General features: G+C 68.4%; 19 protein-coding genes. 7 read left to right on the top strand and 12 right to left on the bottom strand.

The window, feature by feature from the left end; genetic code table 11:
- The first annotated feature begins 102 nt into the window (after window positions 1–102).
- Window positions 103–1,259 (top strand): IS3 family transposase gene (locus VQ067_RS12135; protein WP_105446839.1). Its coding sequence is split into 2 segments (ribosomal slippage): window positions 103–361 and window positions 361–1,259, totalling 1,158 coding nucleotides; the frame shifts between segments, so codons are not numbered across the junction.
- A gap of 444 nt (window positions 1,260–1,703) precedes the next feature.
- Here VQ067_RS12135 and VQ067_RS12140 read toward each other — a convergent pair.
- From VQ067_RS12140 to VQ067_RS12175, 8 genes are all read right to left on the bottom strand, one after another.
- On the bottom strand, window positions 1,704–3,056 hold the full coding sequence (locus tag VQ067_RS12140) for a hypothetical protein (protein WP_033991763.1): 1,353 nt from the start codon (window positions 3,054–3,056) through the stop codon (window positions 1,704–1,706).
- The gene (locus tag VQ067_RS12145; RefSeq protein ID WP_033991760.1) at window positions 3,053–9,349 is read right to left on the bottom strand and encodes an AAA domain-containing protein; all 6,297 of its coding nucleotides are present in this window, start codon (window positions 9,347–9,349) and stop codon (window positions 3,053–3,055) included. Before VQ067_RS12145 ends, VQ067_RS12140 begins: the two co-directional genes overlap by 4 nt.
- A gap of 14 nt (window positions 9,350–9,363) precedes the next feature.
- A complete protein-coding gene (locus VQ067_RS12150; protein ID WP_023111634.1) occupies window positions 9,364–10,002 on the bottom strand; it encodes a 4Fe-4S single cluster domain-containing protein in 639 nt (212 codons plus the stop codon).
- 1 nt (window position 10,003) lies between these two features.
- Window positions 10,004–11,887 (bottom strand): AAA family ATPase, encoded by a 1,884-nt coding sequence (locus VQ067_RS12155; protein ID WP_003131033.1) that lies wholly within the window; start codon window positions 11,885–11,887, stop codon window positions 10,004–10,006.
- Between the two features lie 76 nt (window positions 11,888–11,963).
- Window positions 11,964–12,503 carry a hypothetical protein gene (locus VQ067_RS12160; RefSeq protein ID WP_003099071.1) on the bottom strand — a complete coding sequence of 180 codons (540 nt, stop codon included), beginning with the start codon at window positions 12,501–12,503 and terminating at the stop codon, window positions 11,964–11,966.
- 74 nt (window positions 12,504–12,577) lie between these two features.
- Window positions 12,578–12,856 (bottom strand): hypothetical protein, encoded by a 279-nt coding sequence (locus VQ067_RS12165; protein WP_003090604.1) that lies wholly within the window; start codon window positions 12,854–12,856, stop codon window positions 12,578–12,580.
- A gap of 29 nt (window positions 12,857–12,885) precedes the next feature.
- Complete coding sequence (locus tag VQ067_RS12170) at window positions 12,886–13,278, bottom strand: GFA family protein (RefSeq protein ID WP_003090602.1); 393 nt, start codon at window positions 13,276–13,278, stop codon at window positions 12,886–12,888.
- A gap of 31 nt (window positions 13,279–13,309) precedes the next feature.
- A complete protein-coding gene (locus VQ067_RS12175) occupies window positions 13,310–13,789 on the bottom strand; it encodes a VOC family protein (RefSeq protein ID WP_003090600.1) in 480 nt (159 codons plus the stop codon).
- Window positions 13,790–13,957: 168 nt separating this feature from the next.
- Here VQ067_RS12175 and VQ067_RS12180 point away from each other — a divergent pair, with 168 nt between their 5' ends.
- From VQ067_RS12180 to VQ067_RS12190, 3 genes are all read left to right on the top strand, one after another.
- Window positions 13,958–14,497, top strand: coding sequence for a sigma factor-like helix-turn-helix DNA-binding protein (locus VQ067_RS12180; RefSeq protein WP_023875189.1), 540 nt, complete (start codon window positions 13,958–13,960; stop codon window positions 14,495–14,497).
- Window positions 14,498–14,499: 2 nt separating this feature from the next.
- Window positions 14,500–15,435 (top strand): FecR domain-containing protein, encoded by a 936-nt coding sequence (locus VQ067_RS12185; RefSeq protein WP_021204890.1) that lies wholly within the window; start codon window positions 14,500–14,502, stop codon window positions 15,433–15,435.
- Between the two features lie 428 nt (window positions 15,436–15,863).
- Window positions 15,864–16,502: a DUF6348 family protein gene (locus VQ067_RS12190; RefSeq protein ID WP_003090593.1), complete on the top strand. Its 639-nt coding sequence runs from the start codon at window positions 15,864–15,866 to the stop codon at window positions 16,500–16,502.
- A 205-nt stretch (window positions 16,503–16,707) separates the two neighbouring features.
- Here the strand turns inward: VQ067_RS12190 and VQ067_RS12195 are convergent, their stop codons facing one another.
- Window positions 16,708–17,394: a type 1 glutamine amidotransferase domain-containing protein gene (locus VQ067_RS12195; protein WP_033991597.1), complete on the bottom strand. Its 687-nt coding sequence runs from the start codon at window positions 17,392–17,394 to the stop codon at window positions 16,708–16,710.
- 99 nt (window positions 17,395–17,493) lie between these two features.
- Window positions 17,494–17,982 carry a MerR family transcriptional regulator gene (locus tag VQ067_RS12200; RefSeq protein WP_003110523.1) on the bottom strand — a complete coding sequence of 163 codons (489 nt, stop codon included), beginning with the start codon at window positions 17,980–17,982 and terminating at the stop codon, window positions 17,494–17,496.
- Between the two features lie 233 nt (window positions 17,983–18,215).
- Here VQ067_RS12200 and VQ067_RS12205 point away from each other — a divergent pair, with 233 nt between their 5' ends.
- Together VQ067_RS12205 and VQ067_RS12210 are read left to right on the top strand one after the other, a co-directional pair.
- Entirely contained in the window at window positions 18,216–19,046 is an 831-nt protein-coding gene (locus VQ067_RS12205; RefSeq protein ID WP_003101542.1) for an alpha/beta fold hydrolase, read from the top strand.
- A gap of 125 nt (window positions 19,047–19,171) precedes the next feature.
- Window positions 19,172–20,407 (top strand): NADH:flavin oxidoreductase/NADH oxidase family protein, encoded by a 1,236-nt coding sequence (locus tag VQ067_RS12210; RefSeq protein WP_031639191.1) that lies wholly within the window; start codon window positions 19,172–19,174, stop codon window positions 20,405–20,407.
- Window positions 20,408–20,421: 14 nt separating this feature from the next.
- Here the strand turns inward: VQ067_RS12210 and fdxA are convergent, their stop codons facing one another.
- Both fdxA and VQ067_RS12220 read right to left on the bottom strand, forming a co-directional pair.
- Window positions 20,422–20,760 (bottom strand): ferredoxin FdxA, encoded by a 339-nt coding sequence (fdxA, locus tag VQ067_RS12215; RefSeq protein ID WP_003090580.1) that lies wholly within the window; start codon window positions 20,758–20,760, stop codon window positions 20,422–20,424.
- Window positions 20,761–20,776: 16 nt separating this feature from the next.
- Window positions 20,777–23,089 carry a molybdopterin oxidoreductase family protein gene (locus tag VQ067_RS12220; RefSeq protein ID WP_033991599.1) on the bottom strand — a complete coding sequence of 771 codons (2,313 nt, stop codon included), beginning with the start codon at window positions 23,087–23,089 and terminating at the stop codon, window positions 20,777–20,779.
- 353 nt (window positions 23,090–23,442) lie between these two features.
- Between VQ067_RS12220 and VQ067_RS12225 the strand changes: the two genes are divergently transcribed.
- Entirely contained in the window at window positions 23,443–23,922 is a 480-nt protein-coding gene (locus VQ067_RS12225; protein ID WP_033991601.1) for a winged helix-turn-helix transcriptional regulator, read from the top strand.
- Window positions 23,923–23,926: the final 4 nt, after the last annotated feature.

Consider the following 23,926-nt stretch of genomic DNA (forward strand, 5'->3'; position numbering starts at 1 on the left):
CAGAGCGTGGGGCTGCGATAGCTTTTCCCGACCAATTGGATATTGATCTTGCCCAGTCCCAGTGGACACCCCGTTAAGCGATAAACTGCAACGAGGTGAATCATGGCAAGACAAGCAACCCCAATGAAACAGACCCGCACCCGCCATTCCCAAGCCTACAAGGACGAAGCGCTGGCTTTGGCCGAGCGCATTGGCGTCAGCAAGGCTGCCGAACAGCTCGGCCTGCATGCTTCCCAGCTCTACGGCTGGCGGAGCAAGAAGCACCAGACTCAGTCCGGCAGCGAGCGCGAGCAGTCGCTGGCCGACGAGAATGCCCGACTCAAGCGGCTGTTGGCCGAGCACGCCGAGGAGCTGGCCATCGTAAAAAAGGCCGCCGCGTACTTTGCCAAGAGCCTCAAGTGAAGTACGCCTTCATGAGGACTCATACCGCGCATTTCTCGATCCAGGCCATGTGTCGCGTGTTGGGCGTTGCCCGCAGCGGTTACTACGCTTGGTGCTCTCGCAGGCCGTCAATGCGCCAGCGGCGAAGAGCCGAACTGGATCGGCAGGTCGCTCAGGCATACAGCGCACGCAAGGGCCGCAGCGGGGCTCCACGGCTTTGCCACGACCTGCGGGAAGCCGGCCTACCCTGCAATCGCAAGACGGTAGCCGCCTCGATGCAACGGCAAGGACTGCGTGCCAAGGCCGCCAAGAAGTTCAAGGCCACGACCAATTCTCAGCACTCCCTGCCAGTGGCAGAGAACTTGCTCAAGCAGGATTTCAAGGCATCTGCGCCAAATCAGAAATGGGTGGGTGACATCACCTACCTGTATACGGAGGAAGGCTGGCTGTATCTGGCAGTGGTCATCGATCTGTATTCACGGATGGTGATCGGCTGGGCCATGAACGAACGCATGACGGCCGACTTGGTTTGCGATGCCTTGCACATGGCGCTGTGGCGACGTAGGCAGCCTAATGACGTGATCGTGCATAGCGACCGCGGCAGCCAGTACTGCTCAGCGGCTTACCAGGAGCTGATCCGCGCCCATCACTTGCGATGCAGCATGAGCGCCAAAGGCAACTGCTACGACAATGCCTGTGCAGAGAGCTTCTTCCACAGCCTGAAGGTCGAGTGCATCCACGGCGAGCGCTTCACGAGCCGCGCCCAGATGCGTGAAACCGTGTTTGAATACGTCGAAACCGATTACAACCGCCAGCGGCGACACAGCACGCTGGGGCACATCAGCCCAGAGGCCTTCGAGGCCAGGATGTGTGCTTAAACCCGTGTCCACGGCTGCTGGGCAAGATCAGATCTCTGCCGTACGGACGCGCTTAGGATCTCCCAGTGGTAGAAAAATTTTTATGGTGGCAGATGGGTTCATTTATGGCGCCTAATGTTTAGCTAGATAATGGCAGGAAGCCTGGCTTATGGTAGAACGATGCGGTAGCTGCGTTACGAAGGTGTTTAAGCTACGGGGTGGACTTCAGTTTGTCATCAGTGAATGAGTTCTCTCGGGTGACGTGATCGTCACGGTTGGGCTGTTGGTATACACAAGCGCCTGCTAATCCCGCAGGCTCACGGGTTCTCTTTCGTTATAAATCGTTACGTCAGCGACGTGCAGTAGTGTCCGGGTTCAGTAGGACACTACGCTACCCACCTACTATAAACAAAGAGACATTGGCCCCACTGCCTAGAAGGCATTGACCCTTTCACTACACGAGCTTCACAACCCCCTCTGCCGCACCACCCCCATCTCCCGCTGCTCCTCCTCGCCAATCTCCTTCAACGCCACTTCTCCCACCCCCAGCGCGCGTTCCACGCTGAGTTCGCCGCCCTGGGCGGCGAGCAGGGCCTGGAGGCGTTGGAATTCGCCGCACCAGAGGGTTTCGATGTCGCGGTCGCGCTGGCTGTCGCGGTTGGCGTTGAGGGCGACGGCGCGCAGTTGCAGGCGGCCGTTGTCGGCCTTGCCGCCGACTTCCAGGCCGTAGCCGGGGGTGGCGGGTTTGCGCAGGACGACCCTGCCGGTCTGCGCCCAGGCGGTGGCCATGCCTTCGCGGACTTCGTAGCCGAGGCTGGCGAGGCCCTGGAGCACGGCCTGGCGGCGGGCGAGGGCGGCCTGTTGCTGGAGGTGGGCGGTGAGGATGGCGTTGCATCGCTCGGTGAGTTCGGCGAGTTGCTGCGGATCGCTGTCGGGCTGGCAGGCGGCGGCGCGCTGGAGCAGTTCGGCGTGTTCGGCGGCGCCGAGGGCGGCGACTTCGCTGGCGAGGTCTTGCAGGTGTTCCAGGCGCTGGCGTTGCTGCTGGTGTTCGCGGGCGGCCTGGGCGAGGTCGAGAACCAGGCTGTCGAGCAGCAGGTTGCGGCGCTCCGGGCGCTGTTCGGCTTCGGCGCGGGCCAGTCGCTCGAGGAACGCTTGGGCGGCGCTGGCCTCGCCTTGCAGCAGTTGCAGTTCGGCGATGTGCCGGTCGATGCGCGCCAGGCGCTGTTCGCGCGGGGCGTCCTGTTGCTGGCGGGCGCGCCACTGTTCCAGGGTGATGGGCGTTTCGTCGGTCTTCAGGCGCTGGGCGAGTTCGCGCTGGGCTGCGCTGAGGCGTTCTTCGGCGGGGGCGCTGGCGAGGGCGGCGAAGCCTTGGGCGAGCAGGGCTTCCGCGTCGTCGCGGAGGGCGCCGTCGGCCAGCGCTTGCAGGGTTTGCCGGAGTGCGGCGCTGGCGGCATCGGGCCTGGCGTCGAGGGCCTGGAGCAGGGCGCTGGCGTTTTCCTGGAGGCGGCGGTGTTGCTGGCGCGTTTCCGCGGCCTGGCGGATGGCGCGCTCTTCGCGTTCGGTGAGGTCGCGCTTGAGGAATTCGCTTTCGATCTTCACCTGTAGTTGCACGTCCAGCCAGCGTTCCTGTTCGAGCAGGGCGTGCAGGCTGGCGCGGCGGGCGTGGGCGGCGGCGCGCTCGGCGTCGCTGAGCTGGGCGAGCCGGCTGGCCTGGTTTTCCCAGCGCGCGAGGGCCTTGTCCAGGCGTTGCAGGTCGCGCTCGCAGGTGGCGATGGCTTCTTCCCGGGTGACGATTCGTACGACTTTCGGTCCGCTCATTGGGAGGCCTCCGCTGCTGCCGTGGGATGGGTTTCCGCGCTGGGCGCCAGGGCCTTCTCGATGGCGGCGCGCAGCCGTGCGCGTTCGTTGTCGCCGTCGTGGTACCAGCCCTGGGAGGAAACCCGGTGGAGGTGCGGGATCGCCCGTCGCAGCACCGAGGGTCGCCAGATTTCCCGGGCGCGGGCGCGTTCCAGCAGCGGGTGGCAGGGGGCGTCGCATTCGATGCCGATGGCGTAGAGGCCGGTGGCCGGGTTCTCGATGGCGAAGTCGAGGCCGAAGGCGTCGCCTTCGCTGGCGGGCGCGGCGGACCAGCCCAGCGAGCGAATGTACTCGCCGACGATCTCGCTGAAGCCGTCGTGCCGCTGGTAGTGCTGGCGGCGTTGGTCGCTGCGGTCGGTGTGCAGGCGCTCGAGCAGTTGGCCGGTACCGGCGAACTCGCCGGCGGACAGTGCGCGGGCGTATTCCAGGTAGCCTTGCAGGTAGTCGCGCGGGCTGCTCGGCGAGCGCTGGGTGCCGAGCATGTCGGAGATGTCGCCGATCGGCATCGAGGTGATCATCACCACCTTGCGCCGCGCGCGGGTCACCGCCACGTTGAGGCGGCGCTCGCCGCCGGTCTGCCCGAGCACGCCGAAGTTGCGCCGGAAGCTGCCCTGGCCGTTGCGGCCGAAGGTGGAGGAGAAGACGATCACGTCGCGCTCGTCGCCCTGCACGTTCTCCACGTTCTTCACGAACACGCCCATGTCCTCGCCGTCTTCGCTGCGCTCGCGCTCCTCGCTGTAGGCGGCGCGGAACGCCTCGTCCTGCTCGGCGCGCAGTTCCAGGCGCTCCTCGATGAGGTCGGCTTGCTTGCGGTTGAAGGTGACCACGCCCACCGACGGCCGCGCCGCGTAGGGTTGGCGCCAGAGTTCGGCGAGGTAGTCGACGACTCGCTCGGCCTCGCGCTCGTTGCTCTGGTTCTGGTACAGGCCGTTCACCTGGATCAGTTCCAGCGGCTTGATGCGCAGGATGTTGGCCTGCGGATGGCGTACCGGCACGCTCAGGCGGTTGCCGTAGAACGAGGCGTTGGAAAAACCGATCAGCTCGCGGTAGGCCGAGCGGTAGTGGATCTGCAAGGTGGTGCTGGGCAGGGCGTTGCGCGCCAGTTGCAGGAGGTCCGGGCAGTCCTTGATCTCGCGGCGGTTCCAGGTGTCCTCGTAGGCTTCGAGCTGCTCCTCGTCGGCGTCCTCGTCGGGCGCTTCGCCGTCGAACAGCTCGGCCTCGTCGCTTTCCACGCGGCTGGAGAAGAACGCGGTCGGCGGCATCTGCTTCTCGTCGCCGCTGACCACCGTGACCCGCCCGCGATAGAGGGTCGGTAGGGCGAATTCCACCGGCATCTGCGAGGCTTCGTCGTAGATCACCGTGTCGAACAGCCCGGCCTTGAGCGGCAGCACGCGGCTGGCCAGGTCGGGGTTCATCAGCCAGACCGGGCGCAGGCTCATCAGGCCGAGTTCGGCGCCCAGCTCGATGAACTCGCGCAGGCGCCGCGAGCGCTTGCCGGTCAGGCGGGTGACGTCTTCCCACTGCTTGCGGCTGCCCAGGCGCGCGGCGTCGATTCCCTTGCCGAGCAGTTCGCGGTTCAGCGCGCGCATCTGCACGTCGGCTTCGGCGAGGCTGGCGACCCTGGCCCTGGCTTCGTCCTGGCTGAACAGCAGTTCCGGATTGTCTTGTTCCAGGCGCTGCTTCCAGCCCAGCCGCGCTTCGCGATTGAGCATGCGGCGCACCGTGGCTTCGAGTGCTTCGGCGGGAATCGCGTCGAGTCGTTCCTGGCGCTGGCGCAGTAGGGCCAGGAATTCCAGGTCGGTGGCTTCGAGCTGGTTGGCGCGGCCACGGAAGCGCTGGTAGGCGACCAGTTGCGGCAGCGCCTCGCGCAGGCGGCCGAGGGCCGGCAGGTTGCTCTGGTTGCCGGCGATGGCGCGGTGCAGCTGTTCCAGCAGTTCGTCGCCGAGCCAGTCGGCGAGCACCTTCAGTTTGTCCAGGCTGAGCTGGCGAGCGGCCTGGCGGATCAGCGCGGCGTCGAGGTCGCCGAGCAGCGCTTCGAAGCGCTGTTTCTCGCCGGTGAGGATCACCGCGTCGAGCTGCTCGGCGCGCGGCGCTTGGGCCAGGCCACGAGCCAGGGTCTGGATCTCGCGCAGCTGCTGGCTGGCGTGGCCGGCCAGGCCGGTCAGTTCCGGACCGGCATCGGTGGCGACTGTCGCCAGCCCCAGGCTCTGTTGCAGCGCCGCCAGTTGCCGGCGCAGCGGCCGCCACTGGCGCTCCAGGTCGCAGGCGCCGAGGAGGGCGGCCAGGCGGCTGTCGTCGTCGGCCTCGCCGTGCTCGCGCAGGAAGCGCCGCAGGCGGCCGCGCCGCAGCAGGCGCAGCGGGTTGAGCCGGGCCAGCCAGGCGCGTGCCTCGAGTACCTGGCGGGCGTGGGCCTGGAGGCGTTCGAGGTTTTTCTCTTCGAGCATGGCGAGGGCAGGAGACAGCAGCGGCGCGTGCCGTTCGAGGTCGAGCTGGCGCAGTTGCCGTTCGATCTGCTCGGCCTCCGCCAACAGGCCGTCGCCACGGCTCGGCTGTCCTGGCGCGGCGTCGCGGAACAGCGGCAGCCAGTGGGCCAGGCGCTGGCGTTGCTCCTCGCGCAAATTCAGCAGGGTACCGACCTGGCTTGCCAGCCAGGCGCGGTAGGGCGTCGGGTCGTCGACCTCGAAGCTCGCCGGGTGTTCGTCGAGGGCTTTCTGCCGGGCGTTCTCCGCTTCGCCGAAGGCGCGCAGGCTGTCGGCGAAGGCTTGCAGGGTGGCCTGGTCGGTGGCGAAGGCGCGCAGTTGCGCCAGCGGGCTGCCTTCGTAGTGGGCCGGTAGCCAGAGGCGGACCAGCGGCGCGCAGTTTTCCTCCAGGCGCGCCAGGCTGCCGATGTCCAGCGCCGCCAGGCGCTGGCGCAGGGCCGGGAAGTCCAGCGGCGGCGAGCCTTTCTCCAGCTCGATCAGTTCGCCGAGCAGGCGCCGGTAGCTCAGCCCGGTGGCCTCGTCCACGCGGTGCAGGCTCTGGTGGTAGCGGTCCAGTTCGCCTTCCAGCGCCTCGATACGCGCCGCCAGGCGCTCGCGCTGGCGCTCCCAGCCCTGGGCGCCGCCGGCGTCGGCGAACAGCGCTTCGAGTTGCTCGCGGATGTTGCGGATCACCGGTTCGCGGTCGCGGTTGACGTCGTTGAGCATGACGATGCGCTGGCCCAGGCCCTCGGCCACCAGGCGCTTGTGCACCACTTCCAGGGCGGCGTGCTTCTGGCAGACGATCAACAGGCTGCGCTGGCGGCCGATGGCGTCGGCGACCATGTTGACGATGGTCTGGCTCTTGCCGGTACCGGGCGGGCCTTCCACCAGCAGCCCCGGGCTCTGCCGGGCCTGCAACACGGCGGCCTCCTGGGACGGGTCGCTGGCCACGGTGAAGTAGCGCTGCAACTCCGGCGGGCTCTCGCGGGCTTCCGGCTCGCCGTTCTCGCGCAGGCGCAGCGCGGTCTCCAGGCCGGTGCCGGAGGGCGGCAGGCTCTTCAGCTGGCGCAGGTCCTCGCCGATCGCCTGGCCCATGAAGGTGACGTGGAACAGCACCGCGGCGCAGGCCAGTTGGTCCTGGTAGGGCGTGACCTCGGTGGAACTCGGTGGCAATCCTTCCAGCACCCTAGCACGCGGCGTGGCGAGCAGGCCGAAGGCATCCATCACATCGGCGGCGCGCAGCGCGGAGCGGCCGAGCAATTCGTCGGCGACCTTGCGCCAGCGCTTGCACGGCTCGGGCCCGAGCAGGCTTTCCAGGGCCGGGTTGAGGCGCACTTCCTCGCGCTCGCCGTCGAAGGCCAGCGCCACCTGGCCGCGGCTGCCGACTTCCAGTTGCAGCTTCAGCGGCCACAGCAGCAGCGGCACGATGCGCGTGCGGGTGGTGCCGCGCGGGTCGCGGTTGAGCAGGAAGGGGAAGCCCAGGTAGAGGCCGTCGATGCCGGTGTCGCGCTTGTACAGCGAGCTTTGCCGGGACAGCGCGTTGAGCCGCACTTCCAGTTGCGGGTTGGCGAGGAAGCTGTCCGGGTCGAGGCTCACCGCGCGGGCGTTGCGTTGCAGCAGGTGGTCGAGCAGGGCGGCGGCGGGGCGTCGCGCGCTGTGCAGTTCGTTGAGGTCGATGCGTGGAGTGCTCTTGCCGATGCTCATGCGCACCAGCGGCCCGCGCATCACTGCGGCGACCACTTTCTTCTCGAAGAAATCGAGGATCTGCGACACGTACTGCTGCTTCTGCGGTTCCAGCCACTGTTCCGGCGGGATCGCCAGCAGCACCAGGACCCTCGCCAACGGCATGCGCCGCTCCAGGCGGAACTGCTCGGCCCATTCGTCGACCCTGGGCACGCCGCTGCGGGCGAAGCCGCTGATGCGTTCGTCGACGCGGCGGTACAGCTCCTGCCGCGAGTGCTGCAACAGGCCGCGCGCGGTCTCCGCGTCGAACAGGTGCACATCGGCGTCGCGGGCCAGGCCGGCGGCTTCCTCGACGATCGCCTCGGCGGCACGGAACTGGCCGATGTTGGCGCTGAGCAGGACGATCAGGTCTTCCTCGGCGATCACCCGGCGCTCGGCCAGGGCCAGCAGGCCGGGGTGCTCGGTGTCCGGCAGGAGGCGCTGGCGCTCCTGCCACTGCGCGGCGAGGCGCGCCCGCGAGGTCGACAGCAGGTAGATGCGCAACTGTTCTTCGGCGAGTTCGATGTGCTGGTGCAGGGCGCGCTGGCGGACGTTCTCGGCGCGGGTCTTGAGCCGCGACAGCCAGCTTTCGGTGTGCAACTGTTCGAGCAGGTCGGGGACCGAGCCGCTGATCAGCCGGTAGCCCTCCAGCGGATGCTCCAGCAGCCAGCCGGGGGTGACGATCTCGCCGCGCTGGATCAGCGGGATTTCCGGGTTCAGCAGCTTGAGCGCCAGCATCAGCCGGAAGTCGTCCTCCAGCCCCTCGTGCTGGGCCACCTGGCGCAGGCCGGCGAGCAGCCTGGGCGACAGGCCGATGTGCTCGGCCCAGGTGACGATCGCCCCGCGCAGCAGGTGGTCGAGGGCCTCCGCCCAGTGCTCGGCCTGGGCCGCGGCCAGGGCGAAGACCGTTGGCTTGCGGAAGCGCCGGGCGCCGAGGGCGATGCTGGCGCCTTCGGCGTCGTCCTTTTCGCTGTCCGCCGAGGCCGGCGCGTCCACCGCCTCGCCGTTCAGCCAGGCCTGTACCTGCGGCCACTGCCAGCGCTGGTGGCGGTCGCGTGCAAGCAGGCCGCGCAGCAGCAGGTGCAACTGCGGGTCGAGGTCGTCGGGCAGCGCTACGCCGTTGGCCAGCACGTGGATCAGGAAGGCGTTGGCGTTGACTCCTTCGAAGCAGGCGCCGCGGGTCAACTGCTCCAGCAGGATCATGCCCAGGCTCCACCAGTCGGAAGCCGCCGCCACGCCGCCGGCGATCGCCTCGGGGGCCATGTAGCGGCTGGTCTCCAGCGGCGAGACGATATCCAGGTCGAACTCCGACAGGCGCGCCGAGCCGAAGCCGCTGATCACCAGGTCCAGCGGCTCGTGGCTGCGCACCAGCAGGCTGGCCGGGCGCAGGTCGCGGTGGCGCAGGCCGGCTTCGTTGAACACGTGCAGGGCGTGGCCCAGCTCGCGGACCACGTGGCGCACCGCCTCGCGGTCCTCCAGCACGGTGCCGAGGTCGGCGAGGCTGCCGCCGGTGAGTTCCTCGACCACTTCGTAGGCGCGCTCGTCCCAGCGGCCGGTGGCGAGGATTTCCGGTACGTGTTCGCGCGGCAGGCGGCGGATCACGTCGTAGATCGCCGGGTCCGGCTCGGCGCCCGGGCGATACAGGGTGAGCACCGCCTGGCGGGCGCTTTCCGCATGTTCGGCCAGGTAGCGCTCGCGCACGCCGTCGCTGCTGGCGATCTGCCGCAGCAGGCGCCAGCCGTCGATCAGGGTTTCCGTGACGGCGGGCTGCGGCGTGGCCTCGGCCTGCATCGGCAGCGGGCCTTCGGCCGGCGCGGCGCCGCACTCCAGGCACATCAGGTCGCCGGGTTGCAGCGGGTGGCCGTTGGCGCAGAGCGGGGCGGACGCCGTTGGCGGCTCGCTGGCGGGCGGCGCGATGGCTTCCTGGGTCAGCACCGGCTGTGGTCGCCAGCCGGCGGGATGGATGGCTTCGGCGGAAAGGTCCCAGCCGCAGGGCTGGCCCTGGATCGAGCCTTCGCAGAAGATTTCCGAAAGCGAGCGTTCGCTCTGGCAGTTGGGGCAGAAACGTATCATCGGTATCGATCCATTCAGCGCGGCCGATGGGCGCTGACGCTAAGTTGGTGGCCCTGTTCGCGCAGCAGGTCCTGTAGCCGCAGCAGGTCGTCGCGGCGCGGGATGCCGGCCATCCACACGCTGCCGTCATGGTCGAACATCAGGTCGAGGGCCTTGTCGTCTTCGCGCAGTGGCCGCTGGTAGCCGCCAAGGCGCGAGCGGCCGAGGTCGGTGAGCAGGCTCAGGCGCTGGTTGTCGCTGCCGCGCAGGGCCAGGCTCTGTTCGGCGTGCTGTTGGTAGGGGTCGCTGATCAGCGCGTCGATCAGCCCGGCGGCCTGCTCCAGTTGCGCGTGCAGATGCTCCAGCGGGTAGCCGCTGTAGACCAGGATGTCGGCGCGGCTGCGCTGGCGCAGTTCGCCGAGCAGGGCGAGGAGGGCAGCGAACTGCTCGAAGGGTTCGCCGCCGGAGACGGTGATGCCCTCGGCCTGCTCCAGCCATGGCTGGATGTCGGCGAGCAGGCGTGCCAGGGCGATGCGCCGCCGTCCCGGCCCCCAGGTATCGGCGGAGATGCAGCCGGGGCAGCGGATGCTACAGCCCTGGAACCAGATGCCCAGGCGCCGTCCCGGGCCCAGGGTGGTCACCGGGAAATGCACCCGCGATAGGCTCAGTTCCATCTCAGCGGCGTTCCAGAGTCAGGCCGTCGGCGTCCAGGGCGCTGATCAGGAAGCGCTCGCCCGGCTGCGCGTCCTGGTCGAACAGCGCCCGCGACAACGGGTTGAGCAGGCGCGCTTCGAGCTGGTTGCGGATGCCGCGGCCGCCGTTGGACAGGTCGCCCAGGCAGAGGTCGTGCAGCGCCTGGCGCGGCGCCTCGGCCAGTTCGATGACGAGGCGCTGCTCGCGGAGGTCGGCGAAGGTGCCGTCGACCATCTGGGTGAAGATCTGCTCGGCGACGTCGGCGCGGATGAAGTCGAAGACGATGATGTTCTCGCCGATCCGGTTGAGGATTTCCGGGCGGTTGAGAACCAGCTTGAAGTAGCGCTCGATCTCGCCGTGGACCTTGCCCTGCACCGCCTCGAAGGGCTCGCCGGGGAGCACGTTGGCGACCCGTTCGCCGTTTTCCCCCTGGCGGTAGATGCCCAGGTTCGAGGTGAACACGATCAGCGCCTCGGAGAAGTACACGCGATCGCCGCGCCCGGAGGTGAGCACGCCGTCGTCGAGGATCTGCAGGAACTTGTCGAGGATCCGGGGGTGGGCTTTCTCGATCTCGTCGAAGAGCACCACGCTGAAGGGTTTTTCGCGGATCGCGTTGGTCAGTTCGCCGCCGACGTCGTAGCCGACGTAGCCGGGCGGCGCGCCGATCAGGCGCTGGTCGGCATGCTCGGCGCTGAACTCGGACATGTCGAAGCGGATGTAGGCGCTCTCATCGCCGAACAGCAGGCTGGTGACGGTCTTCGCCAGCTCGGTCTTGCCGACCCCGGTGGGCCCGGCGAGGAAGGCCACGCCGCGCGGGCGGTTGCCCTTGCGGCTGGCGCCGACCCCGGTCATCGCGCGCTTGACGATGTCCAGCATGTGGGTCACCGCGTGCTGCTGGCCCTTGACCCGGCGGCGGACGATCTCGTCGGCCTGGCGGATGCGCTGGCGGTCGATCTTCAGCCAGGGGTCTTCGGTGACGCCGACCTTGTAGCGGCGCACGGCGTCGGCGATGCGTTCCATGGCCAGGCCTTCCACGCGCGCCAGCTGGACGATGGCGTTGAGATCGAGGAGCAGCAGGCCTTCGGTGTTCTCGACGAAGGTTGCGGCGGCCTGTTGCAGGGCCTCCTCGGCGACGCCCGCGCCGCCGAGCCCGCGGAGCAGCGCCGGGGCCAGGGCCCGGCGCGCCGGCTGGTCGGGCTTCGACACCGGGATATGGCGCAGGCGCGGGTTGTCCACCAGCAGCCAGTCGGGCAGGTCGCCTTCCTTTTCCACCACCCACAGCACGCTGTTGAAGAACGGTTTGCGCTGTTCCCCGGCGGGACGGCTGCGGGCCTGGTGGGAGAGCACCAGGGCCTGGGTGAACAACTGATGCTCGGCGGCGCTCAGGGCGTCGTTGCGCACCGCCAGGCGCGAGGCGAAGTCGACGATCAGGGCGATCGGCTCGCCGCTACGGTTGACCAGGCGTTGCAGGGTCGCGCCGAGCAGGTCGATGCCGGCCGGCGCGGCGCCGTCTACCGGGGTCAGGCCGAGGTCGAGAAGCACCTGCGGAGTGGCCCCCGCCTCGCTGCCCGGCCGGCCGAGCACGCGGAACCCGGCCAGCGGATCCCAGGCCAGCACCTGGGCGTAGCCGGCGTCCAGCAAGGCGTCGCAGAGGGTCTGGTTGAAGCTCTGCGCGGTGACCGTACCCGGCACCACTTCGCAGGCTTGCAGGTCGCGGATGTTCCCGGAGAGGACGAATTGGCTCTTGAGGGGCAGGAAGCGCAGGAGGTCGCGCAACCAGCGTGGCTTTTCGAACAGTGCAGTCCCTGGCATCGATAGTCGCTCACAGCGTGTGTCGTGGCCACAGCATATTGCCCCGAGGGCCATGTCTCCAACCCTGACCTCGCCGGAGGCGACGAAAACCGCTACGAGTTCCGGGTGCCAGGCTTGGCGGAGCGCCTGCTCAACCGTCGTAGCTCCGGCAGCCCCAGCGGAACGCCTGCGCCGCCGCCTCGATCCCGCGGCCGATCACCAGGCGCGGCGGGCTTTCGTCGAGGCCGGGACGCGGCGGCAACGGACGGCTGTAGAGCACCTCCAGCTCGCCGAAACCATCCAGCGCGGCGCGTTCCGCCGGGTGCGGCGTCGCGCCCTGGCGCCGGGCGAAGTCTTCGAGGTCGCCCTCGGCGTAGGCCATCACCAGCACGCCGCTGTCGCCGCGTACCCGCACCGCGTTCACCAGGCTGCCGTCGATGCGCAGCGGGGTGGCGAAGCGGTAGAGCAGGTCGAGGGTCTCGCCGGGCGCGCGATCCAGCACTTCGACGCCCTCGGCGCGCAGGCGCTCGGCGGTTGCGCGGTCGCGGCCGTCGGGGAAGTCGCCGCGGCAGTGCAGGGCGTCGGCGAACAGCGCGGTCAGGTTCGGTGCTGGCGGGGCAGGGGACGTGCAGGCGGCCGGCAGGAGCAGCGCCAGGCCGGCGGCGAGACGGAGCAGGTAGGGGCGGGTCATGTAGCCTTCCGTTGGCGGACAGTGCGGTGGGAGAAATTGCCAGCAGACGCTTCCGCGATACTGGCGGCCGGCGCTCAGAGCAGTACGGGCAGCGCGTCTTCGCCCAGCCCCGCTTCTCTCAGTCGCGCCCTGGCCCTGGCGGTCGCGCGCACGGCGTCGAGGTCGCAGCCGCGAGGAATATAGACCGGATCGAAGCCTTCGAGCACCAGGTAGGTGGAGGCCTGGCCGCGGGCATTCAGGTAGGCGTTGAAAGCCCGGTCGGCCGGGCGCAGAAAGACATCGCACCAGTACGGCAAGCGCTGGGCGAACAGCGCCTTGGCGATCTCCAGGTGCTCTTCGAACAGTTCGTCCATGCTGCCTCCCTTCTCCTGGCGGAATAACGTCACTCTTCGCTACGGCCGTCGCCTTCGCGATCCCTTTCATAGTGCCGTGCCAGCGGAAACGCCGGCAACCAGCCCTCGCGGCGGATGGTCCAGAGTTCGTAGGTGGGCTGGAACTGGTCGGGAGCGTCGAGGGCGCCGAGGCTGACCTCGATCTCGTCGGCGCTGCGCGAGAACACCGACGAGCCGCACTGCGGACAGAAGAAACGCCCGGCGTAGTCGCGGGTCTCGCCCTCGATGCTCACCGCCTCCTCGGGGAAGATCGCCGAAGCGTGGAACAACGCGCCGTGGTGCTTGCGGCAGTCGAGGCAGTGGCAGAGGCCGACCCGATAGGGCTGGCCGCTCGCCACCAGGCGGACCTTGCCGCAGAGGCAGCCGCCGGTGAATCGATCCATTTCGGTACTCCTCTGCAAGGCGTTGGGGCGCTCAGCCCTTGAAGGCCTTCTCTATGGTGGCGATATCGATCCTGCCCATCGTCATCATCGCCTCGAAGGCGCGCCTGGCCGCCGCGCGGTCGGGGCTGGCGATGGCTTCGCTGAGAACGCGCGGGGTGATCTGCCAGGAGATGCCCCATTTGTCGCGGCACCAGCCGCAGGCGCTTTCCTCGCCGCCATTGTCGACGATGGCGTTCCACAGGCGGTCGGTCTCGGCCTGGTCGTCGGTGGCGACCTGGAAGGAGAACGCTTCGCTGTGGCGGAAGGCCGGGCCGCCGTTGAGGCCGAGGCAGGGAATGCCCATCACCCGGAACTCCACCGTCAGCACGTCACCCTCCTTGCCGGAAGGGTAGTCGCCGGGCGCACGATGGACAGCCAGCACGGCGCTGTCAGGAAATGTCTCGGCGTAGAAGGTCGCGGCCTCCAGGGCGGCACTGTCGTACCAGAGGCAGATGGTGTTCTTGCTGATCATGGCTGGGTCTCCATGGGCGGGGGCGACCGTGGAAGTCTAGACCTGCGGGCGTTTCGAGCCGTGCTGGGCGCCGAACGGTGGCGCTGCCGGGCGATCGCATGCGCAGTTGCAGTTCCGCTTCGGGCGTAAATAGAATGAGACTCATTATCATAAGTGTCGTGAACTGCCATGCTCCCTCCCGCCAGCCCCCATCCACCGCAAGAAGAACGGCCAGCGTGCCCGACGGCCTCGATAGGCAAACCCCGCGTCGAGCATGGAAGCCGGCTCCGGCAATGGCTTCGCCTGTGCCTGGGCAATGCCCAGGATGCCGCCGATTTCGCCCACGGCACCTTCGTGCGCGTGTTCGCCTCGCGTAGCGCCGAGGCCCTCCGCGAACCGCGCTGCTACCTGAGCGCGAGCGTCCGGGCGCTGATGAGCGACAGCTTCCGCCGCTGCGCCACCGAGCAGGCCTATCTGGACAGCCTGGCCGCGCGGCCGGAGCCGCTGGACATTCCAGCGCAAACGCGACTGTCGATCCTGGAGACCCTGACTGCCATCGACCTCGCCCTCGACGGCATGGGCGAGCGTACCCGCCAGGTGTTCCTCGCGGTACAGCTCGAAGGGCTTACCTACAGGTCGGCCGGCGAGCGCCTGGGCGTCTCGATGACCGCCGTGGAGAACCACATGGTTCGCGCCATGACCCGCTGCCTGTTGCTCTGCAAGGACTGACCATGGAACTGGAGATCGAGGTGCTGGAGGCCGCCGCCACCTGGTACGTGCGCTTCGGCGCGGAACCGCCGAACGATGGCGAGCGCCAGGCCTGGCGCGAATGGCTGGAGGCCGACCCGCGACACCGTCGGGCCTGGGAGCGTATCGAGCGCTTGCAGGGCCAATGGGCGGTGCTGCCGGTGGAGACCTCCCTGCACACGCTGGCAGGCGTGCGTGCGCGGCGCCGAGCGCTGCTCAAGACGCTCGCCCTGCTGGCCTGCGCCGCGGGTAGCGGCTGGCTGGCGAGCGGCGGCCTGTCTTACCGTGCGCTCCTCGCCGGGGAGCGCACGGGCGTCGGCGAACGCCGCCAACTGCGCCTGGCGGACGGTACCCGGGTCGACCTGAGCAGCGCCACCGCGCTGGACCTGGCCTACGACGAAAGCCTGCGCCAGGCGTACCTGTGGCGGGGCGAGATCCTCGTGGAAAGCGCGCAGAGCGCTCGCCCGTTCCTCGTGCACACCGCACAAGGCAGCGTGCGCGCGCTGGGAACCCGTTTCAGCGTGCGTTGCGAGGGGCCGCGCACGCGCGTTTGTGTCCTCAGCCATGCAGTGGAGCTACGCCCGTTGCAAACGCCGACCCGGCCGATGCGCCTGCCAGCCGGCCAGCAGGCTCTCTTCGACGAGCGACGCGGCTACTCGTCGACGCCCTTGCGCGAAGGCGAAGGCAGTTGGACGCAGGGCGTGCTGACGGTGGTGGACTGGCCGCTGGGCGAGTTCATCGCCGAGCTGTCCCGCTATCGCACCGGGGTGTTGCGCTGCGCCGCCGAGGTGGCGGAGCTGCGCCTTTCCGGCGCCTACCGCCTGGACCGGATCGACGCGGTCCTGCAGAACCTGGGCAAGTCGCTGCCCGTGCGCGTGCGCTACCTGACGCGTTACTGGGTCACCGTCGAGTCGGTCTGAAGGACAGACGCAGAACAACGTCGCGGGCTTGCCGATGGTCATTCTTGTTCGGCCAACACATGAAGCAGCCGCGGACGTTGCCAAACAGGAAAATCTGATGTCGCATTCCCTTCCGGGTTCCTGCGCACTACGTCCGGCTCATCGTTACCGATGCGTTTCCCTGCCTATGCGCCCGAGTTCTCGGCCAGGGCCTGGGAGGGGGCTTCGGCCCGACCTGTCCCACGCCTGCGCCAGACCGGCCAGGTGGACGAGGCCCCGCTCGCAGCAGCGACGGCAGGAGGGCTCTTGGCTGTCGCTGCGCCAGCGTGACGAAGCTGGCGGCGCCGAGGATTCCGATCTGCGCTACCCTATGCCGCGTTTCGCCCGGCCTCGCCGGGCTTTCCGGGCAGCGCCTCGGCGGCGCGCCCTCGACCATGCAAGGACAACCCATGGAAGCGGTCTCCGTCTCGCAGCATCTGGCTGCTCTGTTCGAATCCCACCGGATCGAGTGCGTCGTGCACGGCGAATGGGTGGCGCCAGCCGGGCGGCTACCGGCGATCCGCGCCACCTGGTATGCGGGGGAGAAGACCGGGCGGCTGGACGTCGATGTGCTGCTGGAGGACGAGCGCCAGTTGCAGGAAGCCTTCGCCGGCATCGGCAGCGGCGAGGACGGCTTGCAGGACGCGTTGCGTAACTTCGCCTCCAACTCTTTCCACGTGCTGCTTTCCGCGCTCTGGGGCCAGGCCGAGGAGGACCAGGTGATGGTGGAGACCTGGGAGATCGGCGAGCGGCGTTTCGAGGTGCATATCGGCAACCTCGGCCTGCGCGGCGCCGAGGGCAAGGCGCCGCCGCTGCCGGCCGGGCTGTTCCCGAGCATCGAGCGGGCGATTCGCGCCGAGCCGCTGGACGCGCGCCTGCACTGGTTCCGGCATTTCTTCTGTGCCTTCGGCAACCAGCGCACGGTGGAGGCGCTGTTCGACAACCAGCCGTGGGAGGCCGGCATGCAGAACCTGGCCGCTCTCGACTGGCAGGATTCGCAGGGTTACTACAGCGTGCGCAACTTCCTCATGCTCAAGCCGCTGGCGTAGGCCGCCGCGTCGCGCAGCCCGCAAGGCGTCGATGGCGGCTCCATTCCTGTCAGGTCGCCCTTCGACGAGTTCGACCCCTACCACACGACCAGCACTGCGACGATCCTGCGGCCCCTGGCCGACGGCACGATGCAGATGTCGTTCTTCATCGGCAAGCGGCGCCACGACTTCCAGATGAGGCGCGCGCAGGACTGACACGCCGCGTTCAGCCGAGCAGGGCGGCCACCTGCTCGGCCGTGGCCTTGGCCGACTGCGGGTTCTGCCCGGTGACCAGGCGGCCGTCGACCACCACCTTGCTGGTGAACGGCAGCAGGCTTCTTTCGTAGAGCGCGCCGCGTCGTTTCATTTCTTCCTCGACGTTGTACGGCACCTTGCGGGCGACCCCGGCGAGCACTTCCTCGATCCAGGAGTAGCCGGTGAGGCGGCGCCCGGCGACCAGCAGGCGGCCATCGTCCAGGCGTGTGTTGAGCAGGCCGCAATAGCCATGGCAGACCGATGAGACGATGCCGCCGCGCTGGTAGATCTCGCGGGTCAGGCGCTGCAGCCCGGCGTCGTCGGGGAAGTCCCACATCACGCCGTGGCCGCCGGTGAAATAGATGGCGTCGAAGGCCTCCGCGTCGACCTGCTCGGGAGCGGCGGTGTCGGCCAGCAGCGCCAGGCGCGCCTCGTCGACCAGCCAGGCCTTGGCGCTGGCGTCGGCGTGGGGCCAGCCGAGGGCGCGCGGCTCCAGCGGCGACTCGCCGCCGCGGGGGCTGACCAGGCGTTGCTGGTAGCCCCGGGCGGCGAAGATCTCGTAGGCATGGGTCAACTCCGACAGCCACAGCCCGGTGGGCTGGGTCGGATCGGCATAGTGGGCGACGTTGGTGACGACGTGCAGGATGCGCTTGGTCATTGCGTTGACCTTCCTCGGTGAGTGATCCCTTCGGCAGCCGGTTTCGGCAGGCTGTCCGGGTGGGTTGGCGTCACTCTAAGATTCAAGTCGACTTCAAGGTCAAGCGTCGGAAAGCCGCTGCTCCGCCGGCGTGGAAGAGGCCCCCCGCGAGCGGGTTTGCCGTGGACGCCCGACCGTCTGCGGAGGGCCTTCCTCGCGCAGGCGCTCCAGCACGCGCTGGGTGTTTTCCGTGCACTGCAGACCGTCCGGCTTGTTCTCGATGCTTTCGATGGCCACCAGCAATTGTGCCTTGTTCTGTTCCAGGCGTCGTTGCAGGGCCTCGATCTCGGCCACCTTGCGGCGCAAGCCTTCGAGCAGCTCGCCGTGCTGCCAGGCGCCGTCGCCGCTCGGCAGCAGGCGAGCGATCTCCTCCAGGGAGAAGCCGGCGCCCTGGGCGCCGGTGACCAACTCCAGGATCCACACGGTATCTGCCGCGTAGTCGCGGTAGCCGTTGGCCTTGCGCTGCGAGCGGATCAGGCCGCTGGCCTCATAGAAGCGGATGCGCGATGTCGCCAGGCCGGTGAGCTTGGCCAGTTCGCCGATTTTCATGTCACACCTCGAAACGCGTTGACCTTCAAGCCTACTTCAAGCCTAGGGTGGTTTCACGGCCGGGCGACGAACTCGCCTCCATCGACGGGTTCGCCAGGCCGCATGGGCGCTACCGCCGGTCGCGTTTTCCTCGTCCAGGCGGCGCAACGCAGGCGGCTTTCTACTCTACACAGGGGTACGGCGGCCGCAGGGTGGCGCCGTTGCCTGCATCCACACCGATCGGGAGAAGCGACATGGGTTACGTGACAACGAAGGATGGCGTCGAACTCTTCTACAAGGACTGGGGGCCGCGCGACGCCCAGGTGATCTACTTCCATCATGGCTGGCCACTGAGTTCCGACGACTGGGATGCGCAGATGCTGTTCTTCCTCGCCGAGGGCTTTCGCGTAGTGGCCCACGACCGCCGTGGCCACGGTCGCTCCAGCCAGGTCTGGGACGGCCATGACATGGACCACTACGCCGACGACGTGGCGGCGGTGGTCGAGCGCCTCGGGGTGCGCGGGGCGATCCATGTCGGCCATTCCACCGGCGGCGGCGAGGTCGTCCACTACATCGCCCGCTATCCCGACGACCCGGTGCCGAAGGCGGCGATCATCAGCGCGGTGCCGCCGCTGATGGTGAAGACCGAGGGCAATCCGGGCGGCCTGCCGAAGAGCGTCTTCGACGATCTCCAGGCGCAGCTCGCGGCCAATCGCGCGCAGTTCTACCAGGACATTCCCGCCGGCCCGTTCTATGGCTACAACCGTCCCGGGGCGCAGCCCTCGGAAGGGATCGTCCGCAACTGGTGGCGGCAGGGCATGATGGGCGGCGCCAAGGCCCACTACGACGGGATCGTGGCCTTTTCCCAGACCGACTTCAGCGATGACCTGAAGCGCATCGACATCCCGGTGCTGGTGATGCATGGCGACGACGACCAGATCGTGCCCTACGAGAATTCCGGCGTACTCTCGGCGAAGCTGCTGCGCAACGGCACGCTGAAGACCTATCCGGGGTTCCCGCACGGCATGCCGACCACCCAGGCCGAGGTGATCAACGCCGACCTGCTGGCCTTCATCCGCGGCTGAGCGCGCCGGGTGCCGGGGCGCGCTCCCGGCACCTGGTCGGGGCCCGGGCGGCGCGGCAAAAAAGCGTTGACCTTGAAGTCGACTTCAATCTTATCGTCGGGCCACTGTCCTCATGAGGTAGGCCCATGAACCTGTTCGATACGCTGACGCTTCCCAACGGCTCGACCATTCCCAATCGCCTCGCCAAGGCCGCCATGGAGGAGAACATGGCCGATGCCGCGCAGGCCCCCTCCGAACGCCTGATGCGCCTCTACCAGGCCTGGGCCGACGGCGGCGCCGGGCTGCTGATCAGCGGTAATGTGATGGTCGACAGCCGTGCCATGACCGGCCCCGGCGGGGTGGTCCTGGAAGACGACGCGCAACTGGAGAAGTTCCGCCGCTGGGCGCGCATCGGGCGTTCCGCCGGCGCGCAGTTCTGGTTGCAGATCAACCATCCCGGCCGGCAGATGCAGGCCAATCTCGGCCAGCAGGCCTGGGCGCCCTCGGCGGTGCCGCTGGAACTGGGCGGGATGTCCAGGCACTTCGCTACGCCGAAGGCGATGGACGAGGCGATGATCGCCGAGGTGATCCAGCGGTTCGCCCGCAGCGCCGGCCTGGCCGAGCGGGCCGGCTTCAGCGGGGTGGAGATCCATGCCGCCCATGGTTACCTGCTCAGCCAGTTCCTCTCGCCGCTGAGCAACCGCCGCAGCGACGCCTGGGGCGGCTCCCTGGAGAATCGCGCGCGCCTGCTACTGGAGATCGTCCGGGCGGTGCGCGCCGAGGTTGCCCCTGGCTTCGCGGTGGCGGTGAAGCTGAATTCCGCCGACTTCCAACGCGGTGGTTTCAGCGCCGACGATGCCCGCGAGGTGGTACGGATGCTCGATGGGCTGGGCGTCGACCTGGTCGAGCTGTCGGGCGGCAGCTACGAGGCGCCGGCCATGCAGGGCGAAGCACGCGATGGGCGGACCCTGGCCCGCGAGGCCTACTTCGTCGAGTTCGCCCGCGACATCCGCGCGGCGGCGCGGATGCCGGTAATGGTCACGGGCGGCATCCGCCGGCGGCCGGTGGCCGAGCAGGTGCTGGCCAGCGGGGTGGACATGGTCGGCATCGGCACGGCGCTGGCCATCGAGCCGAACCTGCCGCGCGACTGGCGCGCCGGCAAGGACTCGGCGCCGCAGTTGCGGCCGATAACCTGGAAGAACAAACCCCTGGCCTCGCTGGCGAACATGGCCGCGGTGAAGTTCCAGCTGCGCAAGCTGAGCCGGGGCAGGGCGACCAACCCACGGGTGTCGCCGCTGTGCGCGCTGCTCGCGCAGCAGGCCGGCACGCTCCTGCAGACCCGCCGTTACCGGCGGCTCATGCGTTCGCGCGCCGAAGCCTGAGCACCGTCAGCGCCTCAGGCGCCGTTGCGGTCGAGTTCGGCCAGCTTGCCCGGCAGGCCGAACCAGGCGTCGTGGTCGTCGGGCGCCGGCTTCTTGCGGGTGATCTGCGTCCAGTTGGGATGCGCGGCGAGTTCGCCATTGAGGGCGATGAACTGCCGTTGCCCGAGCGGCACCTCGTCCTCGGCGCGAATCGCGGCGACCGGGCATTCCGGCTCGCAGAGCGCGCAGTCGATGCATTCATCGGGGTGGATGACGAGGAAGTTGGGGCCTTCGTAGAAGCAGTCCACGGGACAGACTTCCACGCAGTCGGTGTGTTTGCAGCGGATGCATTCTTCCAGCACGACGAAGGTCATGATCGTCCTCCCTGGCTCAGGCGTTCGTAGTAGAGGCGGGCGTCGCCAGCCGTTCCAGGCGCGCCGGCACGTACTTGTGCCAGGGCGTGCCGGCGAGGAAGTCGCGCTGGGTGCAGTCGGTCACCTCGTTGGGCGCCACGCCCCGGCGCACCACCTCGCCCTCGGCGTTGCGGTAGTCCAGGCCCTGGCCGTTGGGCAGGGAGATATTGCCCGGCTGCATCATGTCGCTGATCTCCACTTCCGCCTCGACGTCGCCGCGGCGGGTCACCACGCGCAGCACCTCACCGTCGGCGCAGCCCAGCGCCTCGGCGTCCTGCGGGCTGATGCGCAGGGTGCCGTAGCGCCCGCGGCGGTGCCAGCCGGTGTCGCGCACGGCGGTATTGCTGGTGTCGCTGCGTCGCTCGCCGGCGGCGAGGATGAACGGGTAGGCCGGATCGTGGGGTGGCGCGCTGTGGGCGAGCTTGGCCAGTTCCGGCAACAGTTCGGGAATGTGCAGGTTGATCCGCTGTTCGGGACGGGCGACGGCCTGCCAGCTTTCGGCGTAGGTGGTTTCGGCGAAGACCACCCCGGACGGGTTGTCGAGCATGGCCTGGAACAGGCGGTCGGCGGCCAGCGGCGGCAACCCGTCGAAGCCGGCGCGGGCAGCGGTCTTGCGGTTGTTCAGCACGTGCAGTTGGCAGATGCCCCAGATCGCCGCGGCCGCTTCCATGCCGGCGGGCAGGGTCGGGCCGAGGGTACGGTAGAGCAGGACCGGCGCGTATTTCATGACCTTGGGGCGGGTCGCCGCGGCGGCGAGGAAAGCCGCCGAGAACGCCTTGCGCCCGAGCTTCAGGACCAGGCGCAACGGCCGGTAGTCTTTCTCGCCGAGCACCCCCATGGCTTCCAGCAGGCGGGCGTGGATCTCCGCTTCCGGCAGGGTGCCGGGGCGCGCCGGGAACAGCGGCGCGCGCAGATGGAAGGCGTTGCGCGGGAATTCCAGGTTGAAGAAGGTCGCCTCGGCCTTTTCGAACTGGCTCGCCGCCGGCAGCACGTAGTCGGCGTGGCGCGCGGTCTCGGTCATGGCCACGTCGATCACCACCGACAGCTCCAGGGCGCGCATGGCTTCGCGCATGCGCTGGCTATCGGCCAGCGAATGCAGCGGGTTGCCGGTCTCCACCAGCATGGCGCGATAGCGCTTGGGATGGTCGGTGAGGATTTCCTCTGGAATCACGTTGCAGGGAATCAGGCCGATGATGATCTTGGCATTGGCCACCGGGCTGCGCTTCTCGACGCGTGGCGCGCCCTTCTTGCCCATCGAGGTATCGCCCTTGCTCGCCTTGGACAGCGAGAGGAAGGGCACGAAGGCGTTGCTGGTGCCGGGGCGCCCGTAATGGCCGGTGAGCAACCAGACCAGGCGTTGCAGGTAGCTGCCGAGGGTCGAGTGCAGGTTCATCTGCATGCCCAGGTCTTCCAGCGCCGATACGCTGCTGGCGCTGGCGATCCGCCGGGCGGTGGCGCGCAGCTTGTCTTCCGCCACCCCGCAGGTCTCGGCGCAGTAGGCCACCGGGATGGCGTTCAGTTCGTCGACGATGTGCTCGTAGCCGCTGGTGTGCTCGGCCAGCCAGTCGCGCGCCAGCAGCCCGTCCTGGACGATGATCCCGACCAGCGCCGCCAGGCACCAGGCGTCGGTGCCCGGACGGATCTGCAGGTGGAAGTCGGCCAGGGCGGCGGTTTCGCTCAGGCGCGGGTCGATCACGATGATCGAGCGCGCGGGGTCCTTGGCCATGGCGTTGAGCAGCACGCGGGCGCGGGCGAAACCATGGGATTGCCAGGGATTCTTGCCGATCAGGATGGCCACCTCGCAATGCTCGAAGTCGCCGTGCACGCCGGTACCGAACATCTTGCCCTGGACCCAGAACTCGCCGGTCTTTTCCTGGGCCAGGGCGTTGGAGCGGTACTTCACCCCGAGGGCCTTCAGCGTGCTGTCGCCGTAGGCGCCGCCGAGGTGGTTGCCCTGCGCGCCGCCGCCGTAGTAGAGGATGCTTTCGCCGCCATGCCTGCGCTTGATGGCGAGGAATTTCTCCGCCACCTCGCGGATCGCCGTGTCCCAGTCGATGGCTTCATAGCTGCCATCGGGGCGCCGGCGCATCGGCGTGTCCAGGCGGTCGGCGCCGTTCTGGTAGTAGTCCATGCGCTGCGATTTCTCGCAGACGTAGCCCTGCGAGGCGGGGTGGTCGTCATCGCCGCGGATCTTGCTGATGCGGCCATTCTCGGTCTGCACTTCCAGCCCGCAGTTGAGGCTGCAGAGGATACAGGCGGTCTTCTTCCATTGCGGGGACGGCGTAGTCACGGTGTGTTCCTCGTTGTTGTCGTTGCCGGCGCAACCTGGGGCGCACCCCAGCCGTGCGGGCTTCGTTCTTTCGGGACTGCCTGACGCTGTGCTGCAAGGACGACGCGCGGGCGGCACACGGAACCCCGTCGTATCGGCCTTTCCCTCTCATGCTCGACGCTTCTACAGTTCCGAATCGGAACTTACTATGCGGGCGCTGATATGGGACCCGTCCGTAGTGCTGGTTTGTCCGATCCTGCCAGGAGCGCGCCGGGTCCATGACCTTTTCGGCCGGATACTAAGTTCCAATTTGGAACTGGTCAAGCTCCGAAGCGGCCCCCTAGAATGGACGGAGGTTTTTCCGGGAGAACCCCATGAAATGGCAAGAAGTCGGCGAAACGCCCTGTTCGATGGCGCGCAGCCTGGCGATCCTCGGCGACCGCTGGACGCTGCTGATCCTGCGCAACTGCTTTCTCGGCATGCGCCGCTTCGATGAGTTCCAGGCCAGCCTCGGGGTCACCCGCCAGGTACTGGCCGACCGCCTGAGCCGGCTGGTGGAGGCGGGCGCGCTGAAGAAGGTGCCTTACCAGGAGCGACCGCCGCGCTACGAGTACCGCCTCACCGAGATGGGCCACGACCTGCATCCGGTGCTGCTGGCCCTGGCCAACTGGGGCGACCGCTGGCTCGACGAGGGCCGCGGCGCTCCGGTGGAGTACGTGCACAAGGCCTGTGGCCACAAGTTCCGGCCGACCATGGCTTGCCCGGAGTGCGGCGAGCCGGTGGGGTCGCGCGATGTGACGGCGGTGCCGGGGCCGGGGTTCGCGGCGATGGCTGGCAAGCTCGCGCAGAACTGAATCC

Source organism: Pseudomonas sp. KBN12P06040 (assembly GCF_037574965.1).
Classification (GTDB): domain Bacteria; phylum Pseudomonadota; class Gammaproteobacteria; order Pseudomonadales; family Pseudomonadaceae; genus Pseudomonas; species Pseudomonas aeruginosa.

Coding starts and splice junctions, on each gene's coding strand:
- VQ067_RS12200 (WP_003110523.1), bottom strand. CDS start 17,982: ATGAAAATCGGCGAACTGGCCAAGCTCACCGGCCTGGCGACATCGCGC.
- fdxA (WP_003090580.1), bottom strand. CDS start 20,760: ATGACCTTCGTCGTGCTGGAAGAATGCATCCGCTGCAAACACACCGAC.
- VQ067_RS12225 (WP_033991601.1), top strand. CDS start 23,443: ATGAAATGGCAAGAAGTCGGCGAAACGCCCTGTTCGATGGCGCGCAGC.
- VQ067_RS12185 (WP_021204890.1), top strand. CDS start 14,500: ATGGAACTGGAGATCGAGGTGCTGGAGGCCGCCGCCACCTGGTACGTG.
- VQ067_RS12180 (WP_023875189.1), top strand. CDS start 13,958: ATGCTCCCTCCCGCCAGCCCCCATCCACCGCAAGAAGAACGGCCAGCG.
- VQ067_RS12165 (WP_003090604.1), bottom strand. CDS start 12,856: ATGGACGAACTGTTCGAAGAGCACCTGGAGATCGCCAAGGCGCTGTTC.
- VQ067_RS12140 (WP_033991763.1), bottom strand. CDS start 3,056: ATGAGCGGACCGAAAGTCGTACGAATCGTCACCCGGGAAGAAGCCATC.
- VQ067_RS12170 (WP_003090602.1), bottom strand. CDS start 13,278: ATGGATCGATTCACCGGCGGCTGCCTCTGCGGCAAGGTCCGCCTGGTG.
- VQ067_RS12160 (WP_003099071.1), bottom strand. CDS start 12,503: ATGACCCGCCCCTACCTGCTCCGTCTCGCCGCCGGCCTGGCGCTGCTC.
- VQ067_RS12210 (WP_031639191.1), top strand. CDS start 19,172: ATGAACCTGTTCGATACGCTGACGCTTCCCAACGGCTCGACCATTCCC.
- VQ067_RS12145 (WP_033991760.1), bottom strand. CDS start 9,349: ATGATACGTTTCTGCCCCAACTGCCAGAGCGAACGCTCGCTTTCGGAA.
- VQ067_RS12190 (WP_003090593.1), top strand. CDS start 15,864: ATGGAAGCGGTCTCCGTCTCGCAGCATCTGGCTGCTCTGTTCGAATCC.
- VQ067_RS12150 (WP_023111634.1), bottom strand. CDS start 10,002: ATGGAACTGAGCCTATCGCGGGTGCATTTCCCGGTGACCACCCTGGGC.
- VQ067_RS12155 (WP_003131033.1), bottom strand. CDS start 11,887: ATGGCCCTCGGGGCAATATGCTGTGGCCACGACACACGCTGTGAGCGA.
- VQ067_RS12175 (WP_003090600.1), bottom strand. CDS start 13,789: ATGATCAGCAAGAACACCATCTGCCTCTGGTACGACAGTGCCGCCCTG.
- VQ067_RS12205 (WP_003101542.1), top strand. CDS start 18,216: ATGGGTTACGTGACAACGAAGGATGGCGTCGAACTCTTCTACAAGGAC.
- VQ067_RS12195 (WP_033991597.1), bottom strand. CDS start 17,394: ATGACCAAGCGCATCCTGCACGTCGTCACCAACGTCGCCCACTATGCC.